This window comes from Sphingomonas sp. R86520 (assembly GCF_042466285.1).
Taxonomy (GTDB): Bacteria; Pseudomonadota; Alphaproteobacteria; order Sphingomonadales; family Sphingomonadaceae; genus Sphingomonas.
Map to the genome: position 1 here is coordinate 93,832 of NZ_JAXHBZ010000001.1, position 16,400 is coordinate 110,231.

The 16,400-nt window shown below is 65.1% G+C and carries 11 protein-coding genes; 10 read left to right on the forward strand and 1 reads right to left on the reverse strand.

Going from position 1 to position 16,400, the window contains the following annotated elements; all coding sequences use genetic code 11:
- Positions 1-26 precede the first annotated feature (26 nt).
- The 8 genes from mdh (at position 27) to SJY41_RS00580 (ending at position 12,084) form a co-directional block, all read left to right on the forward strand.
- Entirely contained in the window at positions 27-989 is a 963-nt protein-coding gene (mdh, locus tag SJY41_RS00545) for a malate dehydrogenase (protein ID WP_380778187.1), read from the forward strand.
- 72 nt (positions 990-1,061) lie between these two features.
- On the forward strand, positions 1,062-1,358 hold the full coding sequence (locus SJY41_RS00550; protein WP_060524040.1) for a GIY-YIG nuclease family protein: 297 nt from the start codon (positions 1,062-1,064) through the stop codon (positions 1,356-1,358).
- Positions 1,359-1,414: 56 nt separating this feature from the next.
- Complete coding sequence (gene sucD, locus SJY41_RS00555; protein WP_380778189.1) at positions 1,415-2,299, forward strand: succinate--CoA ligase subunit alpha; 885 nt, start codon at positions 1,415-1,417, stop codon at positions 2,297-2,299.
- A gap of 158 nt (positions 2,300-2,457) precedes the next feature.
- Positions 2,458-5,394: a 2-oxoglutarate dehydrogenase E1 component gene (locus SJY41_RS00560; protein WP_380778191.1), complete on the forward strand. Its 2,937-nt coding sequence runs from the start codon at positions 2,458-2,460 to the stop codon at positions 5,392-5,394.
- A 121-nt stretch (positions 5,395-5,515) separates the two neighbouring features.
- Entirely contained in the window at positions 5,516-6,763 is a 1,248-nt protein-coding gene (odhB, locus tag SJY41_RS00565) for a 2-oxoglutarate dehydrogenase complex dihydrolipoyllysine-residue succinyltransferase (RefSeq protein WP_380778193.1), read from the forward strand.
- Between the two features lie 94 nt (positions 6,764-6,857).
- Positions 6,858-7,145, forward strand: coding sequence for a GIY-YIG nuclease family protein (locus tag SJY41_RS00570; RefSeq protein ID WP_380778194.1), 288 nt, complete (start codon positions 6,858-6,860; stop codon positions 7,143-7,145).
- Between the two features lie 95 nt (positions 7,146-7,240).
- Positions 7,241-8,635 (forward strand): dihydrolipoyl dehydrogenase, encoded by a 1,395-nt coding sequence (gene lpdA / locus SJY41_RS00575; protein ID WP_380778196.1) that lies wholly within the window; start codon positions 7,241-7,243, stop codon positions 8,633-8,635.
- A 209-nt stretch (positions 8,636-8,844) separates the two neighbouring features.
- Entirely contained in the window at positions 8,845-12,084 is a 3,240-nt protein-coding gene (locus SJY41_RS00580) for a DUF3857 domain-containing protein (protein WP_380778198.1), read from the forward strand.
- Between the two features lie 85 nt (positions 12,085-12,169).
- On the opposite strand, the gene SJY41_RS00585 is transcribed toward SJY41_RS00580, so the two are convergent.
- Positions 12,170-12,772 (reverse strand): hypothetical protein, encoded by a 603-nt coding sequence (locus tag SJY41_RS00585; protein WP_380778200.1) that lies wholly within the window; start codon positions 12,770-12,772, stop codon positions 12,170-12,172.
- Between the two features lie 128 nt (positions 12,773-12,900).
- Here SJY41_RS00585 and uvrA point away from each other — a divergent pair, with 128 nt between their 5' ends.
- Positions 12,901-15,798, forward strand: coding sequence for an excinuclease ABC subunit UvrA (uvrA, locus tag SJY41_RS00590; RefSeq protein WP_380778202.1), 2,898 nt, complete (start codon positions 12,901-12,903; stop codon positions 15,796-15,798).
- Positions 15,795-16,295, forward strand: a complete 501-nt coding sequence (locus SJY41_RS00595) for a hypothetical protein (RefSeq protein ID WP_380778204.1) — start codon at positions 15,795-15,797, stop codon at positions 16,293-16,295. The genes uvrA and SJY41_RS00595 overlap by 4 nt, the downstream gene beginning before the upstream one ends.
- Positions 16,296-16,400: the final 105 nt, after the last annotated feature.

A 16,400-nucleotide genomic window follows, 5' to 3' on the forward strand; every position in this document is an offset into this window, starting at 1 on the left:
CGCACATCAGACGGAGACGGATTGGAATGGCTCGCAAGAAGATCGCGCTGATCGGCGCCGGTAACATCGGCGGTACGCTCGCGCACCTCGCAGCACTCAAGGGCCTTGGCGATATCGTCCTGTTCGACGTCGCCGAGGGCATCCCCCAGGGCAAGGCGCTCGACCTGTCGCAGTGCGGCCCGGTCGAAGGCTTCGACTCGCAGATCACCGGCTCGAACGATTACGCGGACATCGCCGGCGCGGACGTCATCATCGTCACCGCCGGTGTCGCGCGCAAGCCCGGCATGAGCCGCGACGACCTGCTCGGCATCAACCTGAAGGTCATGAAGGCCGTCGGCGAAGGCATCAAGGCCAACGCCCCCGACGCGTTCGTGATCTGCATCACCAACCCGCTCGACGCTATGGTTTGGGCGTTGCGTGAGTTCTCGGGTCTGCCGCACCACATGGTCGTCGGCATGGCCGGCGTGCTCGACTCGGCACGCTTCAGCCACTTCCTCGCCGACGAGTTCAAGGTCTCGGTCAAGGACGTCACCAGCTTCGTGCTCGGCGGCCACGGCGACACGATGGTCCCGGTCATCAGCTACTCGACCGTGTCGGGCATCCCGGTCCCCGATCTCATCGCGATGGGCATGTCGAGCCAGGAAAAGATCGACGCGATCGTCAAGCGCACGCGCGGCGGCGGCGGCGAGATCGTCGCACTGCTGAAGACGGGTTCAGCATACTACGCGCCGGCGACCAGCGGCATCGCGATGGCCGAGGCGTATCTGTACGACCAGAAGCGCGTGCTGCCGGCCGCGGCGTATGTGTCGGGCGAGTATGGCCTTACCGATCTGTACGTCGGCGTGCCGGTGGTGATCGGGGCTGGCGGTGTCGAGAAAATCGTCGAGATCAAGCTGGACGACGAAGCCAAGCAGAACCTCACCGTCTCGGTCGACGCGGTGAAGGAGCTGCTGGTTGCGTGCAAGGCGATCGATGGTTCGCTGAACTGAATTGAAGAACTGAGCTGAACCAATCTGCTGTTCCCCGGCGAAGGCCGGGGTCCAGTTGGGAGAACTCCCGAGATGGATACCGCCTTCTGCGTCTACATTATGGCCAGCAGGCGGAACGGGACGATCTATCTCGGCGTCACCAGCAATCTTCCCAAACGCGTATGGGAGCATCGCAACGGTGTCGTCGCAGGGTTCACGAAGAAACACGGTTGTCATCTGCTCGTCTGGTACGAAGTTTATGACGATCTGGACGCCGCCCGGCAGCGCGAGCTGCGGATGAAGGAATGGAAACGGGACTGGAAGGTTAAAGAGATCGAAGGGATGAACCCGAACTGGGATGATCTGTTCGATACGCTGACGCCAAACTGATCCGCCTTCCCAACTGGGCCCCGGCCTCCGCCGGGGAACAAGAGAGAGAAAATTAGATGAGCATCCTCGTCGACAAGAACACCAAGGTCATCACCCAGGGCATGACCGGCGAAACCGGCAGCTTCCACACCAAGGCGGCGCTGGAATACGGCACGCAGATGGTCGGCGGCGTCACGCCCGGCAAGGGCGGTACGACCCACCTCGACCTCCCCGTCTACAACACCGTCGCCGAAGCCAAGGCGATGACCGGCGCGACCGCGTCGGTCATCTACGTGCCGCCCCCCTTCGCCGCCGATTCGATCCTCGAGGCGATCGACGCCGAGATCGAGCTGATCGTCGCGATCACCGAGGGCATTCCCGTCCTCGACATGGTCAAGGTCAAGCGCGCGCTGTCGGGCTCCAAGTCGCGGCTCATCGGCCCGAACTGCCCCGGCGTGCTGACCCCCGGCGAGTGCAAGATCGGCATCATGCCCGGCTCGATCTTCAAGAAGGGCTCGGTCGGCGTCGTCAGCCGTTCAGGCACGCTCACCTATGAGGCGGTGTTCCAGACGTCGAACGCAGGCCTTGGTCAGACGACCGCGGTCGGCATCGGTGGCGATCCGGTTAACGGCACGAACTTCATCGACGTGCTCGAGCTGTTCCTCGCCGACGACGCGACCCAGTCGATCATCATGATCGGCGAAATCGGCGGCGACGCCGAGGAGCAGGCGGCACAGTTCCTCCGCGACGAAGCCAAGCGCGGTCGGTCGAAGCCGATGGCAGGCTTCATCGCTGGTCGTACGGCGCCTCCTGGCCGTCGCATGGGCCATGCCGGCGCGATCGTGTCGGGCGGCAAGGGCGACGCAGAGAGCAAGATCGCGGCGATGGAAGCTGCCGGGATCCGCGTCTCGGAAAGCCCCAGCCTGCTCGGCGAGACGCTGCTGAGCGTGCTGAAGGGCTGAACTACTACCCCTCTCCCGTTCGGGGAGAGGGAAGGAGCTGCCTCTTGGCAGCGGAAGGGTGAGGGCACGGTATTGCCCGTGCCCTCACCCTCCCACCCGCAAGTGCGGGCGGGCCCCTCCCTCTCCCCCGCGGGGAGAGGGTACTGAGGACGAGAACGATGGGCTACGAAGGCCAGGATTTCAGCGATATCGCAGCCGGCGTCAGCCCGGCGTTCGTGGAGACGCTCTACGCCAAGTTCAACGCGGACCCGGCCTCGGTCGAATCCGGTTGGCGCGCGTTCTTCGAGGGTCTCGAAGGTTCCGCGCAGGGCCCGAGCTGGGAGAGCGCCCGCTGGCCGCTGACCACCACGGACGACCTGACCGCAGCGCTGGATCCGACCCAGATGGAGCCCGCGCCCAAGCCGGCCAAGGGCGGCAAGCCGGCCCCCGCCGCAGCAGCGCCCGCGCCCGTCTCGAAGGAAGAGATCGCCAAGGCCGCTGCCGACGCGATCCGCGCGCAGCTGCTCGTCCGCACCTACCGCGTCCGTGGTCACCTCGCCGCCAACCTCGACCCGCTCGGCTTGTCGAAGCGTGAAATGCCCGAGGATCTGAAGACCGAATATCACGGCTTCTCCGACGCCGATATCGACCGGAAGGTCTATCTCGGTGGCACGATGGGCTTCGAATGGGTCTCGATCCGCGAACTCGTCGACACATTGCGCAAGAATTATTGCGGCAATGTCGGCCTCGAATACATGCACATCTCCGACGTCGAGGAGCGCCGCTTCCTCCAGGAGCGCATGGAGGGCCAGGACAAGGCGATCGAATTCTCCACCGACGGCAAGAAGGCGATCCTCACCAAGGTGATCCAGGCCGAGCAGTGGGAGAAATTCCTCGGCAAGAAGTATGTCGGCACGAAGCGCTTCGGGCTCGACGGCGGCGAATCGATGATCCCCGCGCTTGAGAGCGTGATCAAGTATGGCGGCCAGATGGGCGTGCGCGAGCTCGTCATCGGCATGGCGCATCGCGGTCGCCTCAACGTGCTGGCGAACGTGATGGCCAAGCCGCTCCGCGTGATCTTCCACGAATTCGCCGGCGGATCGGCCAACCCCGACGACATCGGCGGTTCGGGCGACGTGAAGTATCACCTCGGCACCAGCACCGATCGCGAGTTCGATGGCCACAAGGTTCACATGAGCCTGGTCGCCAACCCGTCGCATCTCGAAGCCGCCGACCCGGTCGTGCTCGGCAAGACGCGCGCGATCCAGACGCTCAACAACGACCTCAAGGACCACGTGGCGAGCCTGCCCGTGCTGATCCACGGCGACGCCGCGTTCGCAGGGCAGGGGATCGTCTGGGAGTGCCTCGGCTTCTCCGGCATCCGCGGCTACAACACCGGCGGCTGCGTCCACTTCATCATCAACAACCAGGTTGGCTTCACGACCTCGCCACAGTTCGCGCGCTCGTCGCCGTACCCGTCTGACGTCGCCAAGGGCGTCCAGGCGCCGGTCTTCCACGTCAATGGCGACGATCCCGAGGCAGTCACCTTCGCGACCAAGATGGCGATGGAATTCCGCCAGAAGTTCCACCGCGACATTGTTATCGACATGTGGTGCTATCGCCGCTTCGGCCACAACGAAGGCGACGAGCCGTCCTTCACGCAGCCACTGATGTACGACATCATCCGCAAGCACCCAGGCGTTTCGACGGTCTATGGCGATCGCCTGATCAAGGAAGGCGTGATCGACCAGCCCTGGATCGACGAGAACGTGAAGCAGTTCACGCTCCGCCTTGAGGGTGAGTTCGAGGCGGGTTCGTCGTACAAGCCGAACAAGGCCGACTGGTTCGGCGGTCGCTGGACCGGCCTCAGCGCGCCAACCGATGGCGCGTCGGCTCGTCGCAACGTCGAGACCGGCCTCAGCCAGAAGCTGTTCGACTCGCTCGGCCGCACGCTGACCACGATCCCGGACAGCGTGAAGATCCACAAGACGCTCAACCGCGTGATCGATGCCAAGCGCGAGATGTTCAAGTCGGGCAAGGGCTTTGACTGGGCGACCGGCGAAGCGCTCGCGTTCGGCGGCCTGCTCTCGGAAGGGTACGGCGTCCGTCTGTCCGGCCAGGATTCGGGTCGCGGCACCTTCTCGCAGCGCCATGCGGTCTGGGTCGATCAGACCGACGAGCACAAGTACGTGCCGTTGCAGGAGATCGAGCACGGTCGCTTCGAGGTGCTCGACAGCCCGCTCAGCGAATACGGCGTGCTCGGGTTCGAATATGGCTATGCGCTCGCCGACCCGAAGACCCTGGTCCTCTGGGAGGCGCAGTTCGGCGATTTCGTCAACGGCGCGCAGATCATGATCGATCAGTTCATCACGAGCGGCGAGTCGAAGTGGCTTCGCGCCAACGGCCTCGTGATGCTGCTCCCGCACGGCTATGAAGGGCAGGGACCAGAGCATAGCTCGGCACGTCCCGAGCGCTTCCTCCAGTCATGCGCGGACGACAATATCCAGGTCGCGAACTGCACCAGCCCGGCGAACTATTTCCACCTGCTTCGCCGGCAGATGCATCGCAACTTCCGCAAGCCGTTGATCGTGATGACGCCGAAGTCGTTGCTGCGTCACAAGCTGGCGGTCTCGAACGCCGAGGATTTCCAGGGCGACAGCCACTTCCGCCGCCTGCTGTCGGATACCAATCCGGCTGCCGACGTCGATACGAAGCGTCTGGTCCTGTGCACCGGCAAGGTCGCGTACGACCTGATCGAGGCACGCGACGCGGCGGGCGATACGGGCACGCAGATCGTCCGCGTCGAACAGCTCTATCCCTTCCCCGGCAACCCGATCGCCGAGCGCGTCGCACGGATGCCGAACCTGGAAGAGATCGTCTGGGCGCAGGAAGAGCCGAAGAACAACGGCTATTGGTTCTTCGTCGAGCCGCTGATCGAGGAGGCGCTGGCAACGGTCGACTCCCGCGTGAAGCGCGCGCGCTACGCCGGGCGCAACGCGTCGGCATCGCCCGCGACCGGCCTGATGAAGCGTCACCAGGCCGAACAGGGCGCGCTCGTCGCCGACGCGCTCGGCCACAACGTCCGCGACGAAATCCGCCGCACCCGCGCATCGTAACACCGCCCCCCTTACTGTTCCCCGGCGAACGCCGGGGCCCAGTTGGGGGACGTCAGTAGCTGAAGATAAGCTTTCCCACCTGGGCCCCGGCCTTCGCCGGGGAACGATAGGAAGATAGAAAATGGCAACCGAAGTCACCGTCCCCGTCCTGGGTGAATCGATCACCGAAGCCACCCTCGGCGAGTGGCTGAAGCAGCCCGGCGACCCCGTCGCGGTCGACGAGCCGATCGCCAGCCTCGAGACCGACAAGGTCTCGGTCGAGGTCCCGTCGCCGGTCGCCGGCGTCATGGGCCAGCACGCGGTCGCCGTCGGCGACACCGTGCAGGTCGGCGCGATGCTCGCCACGATCGACTCCGGTGACGGTGCCGCCGCTTCCGCAAAGGCCCCCGAGCCCGCCGCGACCGCAACGCCGTCCGCGCCCGCACCGACCACGTCCGGTGCAGGCTACGGCGATCAGCCCGGTACCGGCACCACGGACTCGCCCGCTGCGCTCTCGCCATCGGTTCGCCGCGCGGTGCTCGAGCACGGCGTCGACCCCGGCACCGTCAAGGGTACCGGCCGCGACGGCCGCATCACCAAGGAAGACGTGACCGCCGCCGCGTCGAGCAAGCCAGCGCCTGCACCCGCCGCCGCACCCGCTCCGGCCGCAGCCCCCGCCGCCGCATCGGGTCGCGGTGAGGAACGCGTGCGCATGACGCGCCTTCGCCAGACGATCGCCAAGCGCCTCAAGGAAGCGCAGAACACGGCGGCCATGCTGACGACGTTCAACGACGTCGACATGACCGCGGTGATCGAGGCGCGCGCCAAGTACAAGGACCTGTTCGAGAAGAAGCACGGCGTCCGCCTCGGCTTCATGGGCTTCTTCGTGAAGGCCGCGACGATGGCGCTGCGCGACATCCCGTCGGTCAACGCGTCGATCGACGGCGACGACATCGTCTATCACGATTACGCCGACATCTCGGTCGCGGTCTCGTCGCCGGGCGGCCTCGTCGTCCCCGTGATCCGCGATGCCGACCAGATGTCGGTCGCGACGATCGAGAAGACGATCGGCGACTTCGGCAAGCGCGCCAAGGAAGGCGCGCTCAAGATGGACGAGATGAAGGGCGGCACCTTCACGATCTCGAACGGCGGCGTGTTCGGCTCGCTGATGTCGACCCCGATCATCAACCCGCCGCAGTCCGCGGTGCTGGGCCTCCACCGCATCGAGGAGCGCCCGGTCGTCGTGAACGGCCAGATCGTCATCCGCCCGATGATGTACTTGGCACTCAGCTACGACCACCGCCTGATCGACGGCCGCGAAGCCGTGACGTTCCTGGTGGCGCTCAAGAACGCGATCGAAGACCCGACGCGCATCCTGATCGACCTCTGACCTTCGCCGCCGTCTCGTTCTCCTGCGAAAGCAGGAGCCCAGGGTCACGGACACCACCCTCCGTAACCCTGGATTCCTGCATGCGCAGGAAAACATGAGACCCGGCTACGTCTACCTCATGGCGAGCAGCCGCAACGGAACGCTCTACCTCGGCGTCACCAGCGACCTGCTCGCCCGAGCCTACCAACACCGCAACCGCCTGATCGACGGCTTCTCCAAGGAGCATGGCTGCATCCTCCTTGTGTGGTCCGAGGCGAGTGACGACATACAATCTGCACGGCATCGCGAGTTGCAGATGAAGAAATGGAAGCGGGCCTGGAAGATCGACCTGATCGAACAGACCAACCCGCACTGGAAGGATTTGTACGAGACGCTCTTCTGACCCGTTCTCCTGCGAACGCAGGAGTCCAGGGCCACGAACGGCGCCTCCCGTAACCCTGGGCTCCTGCGTTCGCAGGAGAACGACGGAGATGAAGAATGGCTGACTACGACTATGACGTCCTCGTGATCGGTGCGGGCCCCGGCGGTTACGTCGCGGCGATCCGTGCCGCGCAGCTCGGCCTGCGTACCGCCTGCGCCGAGTCCCGCGAGACGCTCGGCGGCACCTGCCTCAACGTCGGCTGCATCCCGTCAAAGGCGCTGCTCCACGCCTCCGAGATCTACGAGGAGGCCAAGGGCGGCCACCTCACCAAGTTCGGCATCGACTTCCAGGGTGTCACGCTGAACCTCGACCAGATGCACGCCGAGAAGGCCAAGGCCGTCAAGGAACTGACCGGCGGTGTCGAATTCCTGTTCAAGAAGAACAAGGTGACCTGGCTCAAGGGCCTCGCCGCGTTCCAGGACGCGCATACCGTCGAGATCGCCGGCCAGAAGGTCACCGCGAAGAACATCGTCATCGCCACCGGTTCGAGCGTCATGTCGCTCCCCGGCGTCGAGATCGACCAGACCACCGTCGTCGACAGCACCGGCGCGCTCGCACTGCCGAAGGTCCCCGAGCACATGGTCGTCATCGGCGGCGGCGTGATCGGTCTCGAACTCGGCAGCGTCTGGCGTCGCCTCGGCGCGAAAGTCACGGTCGTCGAGTTCGTCGACCAGATCCTCCCCGGCTTCGACGGCGAAGTCCGCCGTGAGACCGCCAAGCTCTTCAAAAAGCAGGGCATGGAACTGAAGCTGTCGACCAAGGTCACTGGCGTGACCGTCGAGAACGGCGTTGCCACCGTTACCGTCGAGCCCGCCGCCGGTGGTGCATCCGAGACGCTGACCGCCGACGCAGTGCTCGTCTCGATCGGCCGCAAGGCCAACGTCGACGGCCTCAACCTCGCGTCGATCGGCCTCGAACTCAACACGCGCGGCCAGATCGAAACCGACCACTCGTTCCGCACGAAGGTCGATGGCGTCTGGGCGATTGGCGACTGCGTCCCCGGCCCGATGCTCGCGCACAAGGCCGAGGACGAGGGCGTCGCCGTCGCCGAAAACATCGCCGGCCAGACCGGCATCGTCAACGAGGACGTCATCCCGAGCGTCGTCTACACGATGCCCGAGATCGCCGGCGTCGGCCTCACGGAAGAGGCCGCCAAGGCGAAGACCGAGATCAAGGTCGGCAAGTTCCCGTTCGCCGCGAACAGCCGCGCCAAGACCAACCGCGACACCGATGGGTTCGTCAAGATCATCGCCGACGCCAAGACCGACCGCGTCCTCGGCGTCTGGATCATCTCGTCACTGGCCGGCACGCTGATCGCCGAAGCGGCCATCGCGATGGAATTCGGCGCGACGTCCGAAGACATCGCCTACACCTGCCACGCGCATCCGACGCACGCCGAGGCAATCAAGGAAGCGGCGATGGCAGTGCAGGGCAAGCCCATTCACATCTAGCCGCCGGCTAGATTTGAATCCAAACGACTTGCCCGGCCGGCGGCGCTACAGCGCCGTCCGCCGACAGGGTCTTTGTCTCTGTCTGCACGCCTCTCAAACCCCCTCTTCGCCAGAAGAGGGGGTTACGCGTCTTACCCACGCTGATTTTACCGCAGCATTGCAACGCCCCACCGATGCGATAGACTTTGCCTCCTGAATTGGGGGGCTAAATGAAACGGGCGTCTTTCGCAGCCTTGTGCGCGCTATTGCTTGCTACGACCGCACATGCCGAGGATGCGCCGCGCTACGCACCGGCGCCGGCATGGGTGAAGCCCACCGCAATCCCGAAGCCGGGTCCGGAGACCGAGGCGTCGTCGCAAATTCTGTTGCTCGACCGGCAGGAGCGGCTGACCCCAGCGGGCGACGCCTATTACATCGAGAGCGCGCAACTGATCCAGACGCCCGAGGGGCTGTCGGACGCTGCCACCGTCAGCATGGGCTGGGCGCCCGATATCGAAACGCTGGTCGTTCACAAGGTCGCGATCATCCGCGCGGGCAAGACGATCGACGTGCTGGCCGATGGTCGAAAGCTCGACATCTTGCGCCGCGAGGCCAGCCTCGAGCGCGCCACGCTGGATGGCCGGCTCACGGCGACGATCCAGCCCGAGGGGCTCGAGGTCGGCGACGTGCTCGATATCGCCTACACGATCGAACGTCGTGATCCGGTGCTCGCCGGCAGTATCAACTCGACGATCAGCGGCGTTACCGCAACCGCGGTCAAAAGCCATGTCAGCCAATCCTGGCCCAAGGACGTGGCGATGCACTGGCAGGCGTCGAGCGATCTTCCCAAGCCGCGCACGCGCACCGTCGACGGCATGACCGAGATCGCCTGGGATATGGATTCGCCAAAGCCCGCCGAGGTCCTGCCTGGCGTCCCGACCCGGTTCGCACGTGTCGGAATGCTGGAGACGTCGAGCTTCGCCGATTGGCAATCGGTCTCTCGCCTGATGGGCCCGCTCTATGCGACCGCCGCGACTCTCAAGCCCGACACCGCGCTGAAGGCCGAAGCACAGAAGATCGCCGCCGCCAGCAGCGATCCCGCTACCCGCGCGTCCGCCGCGCTGGCGCTGGTGCAGACGCGTATCCGCTACTTCTACAGTGGTCTCGGCAATGGCGGCTACACGCCGGCCGCGGCGGATCTCACCTGGTCGCGACGCTTCGGCGACTGCAAGGGCAAGACCGTCCTGCTGCTCGCGCTGCTGAAGGAACTGGGGATCGACGCGGTGCCTGCTCTGGTATCGTCGGGCGATGGCGACGGCCTGAATACGCGCCTCGCGTCGCTCCAGGCCTTCGATCACGTCATCGTTCGCGCGACGATCGCCGGCAAGACCTACTGGCTCGACGGAACGCGCGGCGGCGACCGTGACATCACCATGATCGAGGCCCCGGCCTTCGGCTGGGCGTTGCCGATCACCGCTGCGGGCGCGGCGCTGGAGGCATTGCCGTCGCCGCTGCTGGTTCGGCCGGCGCTGCAGGTGGCGATGGAGTATGACCTGCGCGGCGGCACGACTTTGCCCGTCCCTGCGACCATCCGTGTCACGATGCGAGGCCCGGCGGCCTATGACCTGTCGCAAAAGCTCGGCAACGCATCGCAGGCCGATCTCAAGAAAGGCATGGGGACTGCGTTCGCAGGCCAGGATCGCAAGATGACGATCGACGACGTCAGCTACAAGCTCGACAAGACCACCGGCGAGCTGGCGATCACGCTTGTCGGCAAGATGCCGCTCGAATGGCAGCAGACCGGCACCGGTCGTCGCTATAAACTCGACGAAGGGTCGACGGGGAACACCACGATCACCGAACGCACCGACGACAAGCTGAAGGCGATCCCGTTCGCGCTGCCGCCGATGTTCATCTCCGGCAAGTTCACCGTCTTGCTGCCGCCGGGCGACAAGGGCTTTACCGTCACCGGTGCCGAGATCGACGACACTGTCGCCGGGATCCGCTTCAAGCGGACCAGCCGGATCGAGAACGACCGCGTGGTCGTCGATACCTCGGTCCGCACGGTCGTAACCGAACTGCCGTATGCCGCCGCGATTGCGGCCAACCCGCGGTTGCGCGAACTGAGCGGACAGCCGATCTACCTGCGAGACGCGACCTATGCAGCGGGCGCCAAGGAAACCGCGGCCGTCAGTGCGCCGCTGACCACGGTCGATGCGCTGCTCGATCGCGCCGCGGACTTTCTTAACCGCGGCCAGAACGATCTCGCGATCGCCGACATGAACGCGGCACTGAAGATCGAACCGCGACGGGCACGGGCGCTGGCCAATCGTGGCATCGCCCACGCCTGGAAACAGGAATATGCGCTGGCCGAAGCGGACTTCGCGGCATCCGCGGCGATCGATCCGAAGGAAGTCGTCTGGATGCGGGGCCGCGGCGTCGTCCTTGCCAGGCAGGGCCGGTTTGCCGCGGCGGCGGCGATGTTCGGTCAGGCGCTGGCCATCAAGGAGGATGACAGTTTCGCGCTGAACTGGCGTCTCTCCTGTCGCCGTATGCTCGGTCAGGTGGATCTGGCGCTCGCCGATGCCGACGCGATCTCTGCATCCGACCGCAAGAGCGCACCGTCCGCCGAGTTGCGCGCGAACATCCTCGTCGCCGCCGGTCGCGGCGATACCGCCATCAAGGAGCTCGATGCGCTGGTCGCGGCGGCGCCGACCGATCAGGACATGCGCCTGGTCCGGGCCGGCACGCTCGTGATGCTGGACCGAAACGCGGAGGCCATCGTCGATTTCGGCAAGGCGCTTGCCGCCGGCCCGAGCATCGCAGTGTACGCTGGCCGTTCTTCGGCCCGCCAGACCATCGACCCTAAGGGTGCACTGGCCGATGCGGACGCTGCCGTCGCACTTGATGCGAAGTCTTCCTGGGCACGCATCGTCCGTGTCCAGCGCCTGTCCGATGCGCAGCGCTACGATGCCGCCATTGTCGAAATCACCACGGCGATCGCGCAAGAAGAGACGCCGGAATTGCTGGTGTCGCGCGCCGACGTCTATCGCAAATGGAAGAAGCTCGATCTCGCCGCGGCCGATCTTCGGCGAGCACGGACGCTCGCCAAGGACGGTGAAGACCATAATACGCTGTGCTGGTGGGAAGCGACGACCAGCTTCTCGCTCGATACTGCGCTTGGCGATTGCGACGCAGCACTCGCGCTCAACCCGAACGCGTCGGCCTTCATCGACAGTCGCGGCATGGCGTTGCTCCAGCTCGGTCGCAACGGTGATGCCATCGCCGCCTTCGACCGCGCGTTGTCGCTGAGCCCGTTCCAGCCCGCATCGCTATATGCACGGGGCATCGCCAAGCTGCGGGCCGGCGACCGGCCGGGTGCGCGGGCGGACATCACCGCCGCGCGAAACCTCGCCCCCGGGATCGCCAAATCCTACGCCGAATACGGCATCGTGGCGCCGACGCTGTAACGCCTGGCAGCCGTCATGTCGCAGCGTCCGTTCGGTGTAAAGCGAGCCGTACCGAACGGACGCCGGCTTGGAAGGCGCGGGCGGTTCAGCCGTCCCGCGGCGTTTTGCCCGGTGCGCCGAACCCCGTCATCCAGCGTTCCAGCCCTGCCGTCACCGACCCCAGCACTTTGGTGAGTTCAGGCGAGAATGGCGGCATCTCGGCACGGGGTGGCTCGGACGTGTCGCCGGCAAACGGCCCCGTTCCCGCACTCTTGCCCGCCGCGTCCCTATCCGCCGCGTCCTTACTAGCTTCGGAAGGCTGCCGCGGCGCGTCTGCCGCTGCCGGCTTCGGTTCGGGAGCAGGAGGAGCGGGGGGCGGGGCGGGGCGAGGGGGGGCCGGCTTCGTGTCCTGGCGCGCGATCGCACCGGCCGCCGCCATCAATCCGGCCGCGATGACCTGGCGACCTGCCGGCGTACCCATCTGCCGCGCGATTGCCGCCGCAATCCCCGCCAGCGGGGCATGGTCGTGCTTCTTGCCGTGGCGGGCGCCCGCCGCATGCTTGCCCGGATCATGGCTGGTACCGCCGTGCGCTGCGCGATGCTGCTCGCCAGCCGTGCCAGCCTGCGCTTCGCGTTCGCGCCGCTTCCGCTCGTCCTTCTTCTTGCCCATGTCGCTCTCCAGCACTGTATTGCCAATCCAATACACCATGTAAGTATCGGCACGACCGCGGACAATGCCCCCTTTCGTTCGGCGCCCGCGTTACCCATCTTCGGGATCGACATCACGGCGCTGCGCAAGGCTTGCCGCACCCGAACAAATATGGAACAGATCGACTTATGCTGACCAAGATTTCCGTACGCGGCGCGCGCGAGCACAACCTCAAGGACGTCGACATCGACATCCCCCGCGACACGCTCACGGTGATCACCGGCCTCTCCGGCTCGGGCAAGTCGAGCCTCGCGTTCGACACGATCTACGCCGAGGGCCAGCGTCGCTACGTCGAGAGCCTCAGTGCCTACGCCCGCCAGTTCCTCGAACTGATGCAGAAGCCCGACGTCGACCATATCGAGGGCCTCTCGCCCGCGATCTCGATCGAGCAGAAGACGACGTCGCGCAACCCGCGCTCGACCGTCGCCACCGTCACCGAGATCTACGACTATATGCGCCTGCTCTGGGCGCGCGTCGGCATCCCGTATTCGCCCGCCACCGGCGAACCCATTGCCGCGCAGACCGTGTCGCAGATGGTCGACCGCGTCATGGCGCTCCCCGAAGGCACGCGCCTGTACCTGCTCGCCCCCGTCGTCCGCGGCCGCAAGGGTGAGTACCGCAAGGAACTCGCCGAGTGGCAGAAGGCCGGCTTCGCGCGCGTCCGCATCGACGGCACGATCCACGACATCGACGAAGCCCCCGCGCTCGACAAGAAGTACAAGCACGACATCGAAGTCGTCGTCGACCGCCTCGTCGTAGGCGGCGAGATCGCCACGCGCCTCGCGGAAAGCTTCGAAACCGCACTGAAACTCGCCGACGGCCTCGCCTATGTCGACCCCGCCGACCCGGTCGAGCCGCACACGCCAAAGTCGGAAATCCTCGGCAACCACGCCCCCGACGGCCGCATCGTGTTCAGCGAGAAGTTCGCCTGCCCGGTCAGCGGCTTCACTATCTCCGAGATCGAGCCGCGCCTGTTCTCGTTCAACGCGCCCCAGGGCGCATGCCCGGCCTGCGACGGCCTCGGAGAGAAATTGCTGTTCGACGAAGACCTCGTCGTCCCCAACCACATGCTCAGCATCAAGAAGGGCGCGGTCGTCCCCTGGGCGAAATCCAACCCGCCGTCGCCCTATTACATGCAGGTCCTCGGCAGCCTCGCGCGCGAATTCAAGTTCGACATCGAGACCCCTTGGTCCGACCTCCCGCCGGAGGTCCAGAGCACCATCCTGCACGGCTCGAAGGGCAAGCCCGTCACGCTCACCTTCATCGACGGCAAGAAGAAATACGACGTCAGCAAGCCGTTCGAGGGCGTCATCGGCAACCTCAACCGCCGCATGCTGCAGACCGACTCCGCCTGGATGCGCGAGGAGCTCAGCAAGTACCAGTCCGCCGCCCCCTGCGAAGTCTGCGGCGGCGCGCGCCTGAAACCCGAGGCGCTCGCGGTCAAGATCGCGATGAAGGACATTTCGTACGCCACGCATCTCTCGGTGGTCGACGCGCTCCAGTTCTTCACCGACATGCCGCAGCATCTCGGCGACCAGCAGAACGCGATCGCCGAACGCATCCTCAAGGAGATCGTCGAGCGTCTGGGCTTCCTCAACAACGTCGGCCTCGACTACCTCAACCTCGACCGAACCTCCGGCACGCTCAGCGGCGGCGAGAGCCAGCGCATCCGCCTCGCGTCACAGATCGGCAGCGGCCTGTCCGGCGTGCTCTACGTCCTCGACGAGCCCTCGATCGGCCTGCACCAGCGCGACAACGACATGCTCCTCAAGACGCTCCGCCGTCTGCGCGATCTCGGCAACACCGTGCTCGTCGTCGAGCATGACGAGGACGCGATCCGCACCGCCGACTACATCATCGACATGGGCCCCGGCGCCGGCGTCCGCGGCGGCCAGGTCGTCGCGCAGGGCACGCTGAAGCAGATCCTCAAGTCGAAGGGCAGCATCACCGCCGACTATCTCAACGGCACGCGCGAAGTCCCCGTGCCCGCGACGCGCCGGAAGGGCAACGGCAAGAAGCTCACCGTCCACAACGCGGTCGCCAACAACCTGCGCGGGGTCACCGCCAGCCTGCCGCTCGGCACCTTCACCTGCATCACCGGCGTCTCCGGATCGGGCAAGTCGAGCTTCACGATCGACACGCTCTACGCCGCCGCCGCACGCGAGCTGAACGGCGCGCGCATCGTCCAGGGCAAGCACGACAAGATCACCGGCCTCCAGTATCTCGACAAGGTCATCGACATCGATCAGTCGCCGATCGGCCGCACCCCGCGCAGCAACCCCGCCACCTACACCGGCAGCTTCACGCAGATCCGCGACTGGTTCGCCGGCCTGCCGGAATCGCAGGCGCGCGGCTACAAGCCCGGCCGCTTCAGCTTCAACGTCAAGGGCGGCCGCTGCGAGGCGTGCCAGGGCGACGGCGTGCTCAAGATCGAGATGCACTTCCTCCCCGACGTCTACGTCACCTGCGACGTCTGCCACGGCGCGCGCTACAATCGCGAGACGCTCGAGGTGAAGTTCAAGGGCCATTCGATCGCCGACGTGCTCGACATGACGGTCGAGGACGCCGCCGAGTTCTTCAAGGCGGTCCCCCCGATCCGTGACAAGATGGCGATGCTGGTCGAGGTCGGCCTCGGCTACGTCAAGGTCGGCCAGCAGGCGACGACGCTCTCGGGCGGCGAAGCGCAACGCGTCAAGCTCGCCAAGGAACTCTCGCGCCGCGCCACCGGCAACACGCTGTATATCCTAGACGAACCCACCACCGGCCTCCATTTCGAGGACGTGCGGAAATTGTTGGAAGTCCTCCACGCGCTGGTCGAGCAAGGCAACACGGTCGTCGTGATCGAACACAATCTCGACGTCATCAAGACCGCCGACTGGGTCCTCGACCTGGGCCCCGAAGGCGGCGTCAAGGGCGGCGAGATCGTCGCGGAGGGGACGCCGGAAAAGGTCGCGAAGGCCAAGGGCAGCTTTACGGGGAAGTATCTGGCACCGTTGCTGGAGAAGCGGGTGGCGGAGGTAGAATGAGAGCCGAACTCAACCATACAGAACCGTGCGGTTGCGGAAGCGGAAAGCGGTATGGCAAATGCTGTAAGAAAGACCGATTAAGCTATCATCGCGACGGTCGCGGAACGATACATAAGACTATATTGCTTGATGAACGGGGGCGCGCGGCAGTCGAGGATGCGAACTCACGATTTCATGAAGTTTTCGGTAGAAAACCCCAAGGGAAAGACCGAGTTTTAGCAGACGGCTATGCGTACAGTCCGGACGATCTGAATAGAGATACGCTAAAAGCTTTTGCTGAAGCCGGAGTTCCTCGCGAAATAGCTTACGCTTTCTCTGAGACAGGTTTGATTATATCCGCAGAAAGCGCCGCGTTAGCTTCACCTATTGACTTGAAAGAGTGGGATGATGCCATAGATCGGTATCTATCTGCTATGGACGAAGGTGAGGATCTGCTCGCTCCCGAAGATGGTCCAGTAGCAAAAAATCTCGAAGAATTTGAAGGGCTCATAAAATAATAGCAATTCATTTTGGCAGTTATGCCAGCAGGTCTCCTGCGGCAACTAGGCGAAGTCTCTCAAAATTCTTCCAGTACCTCTTAGTCGGCAAGGTGCATCAGTGTA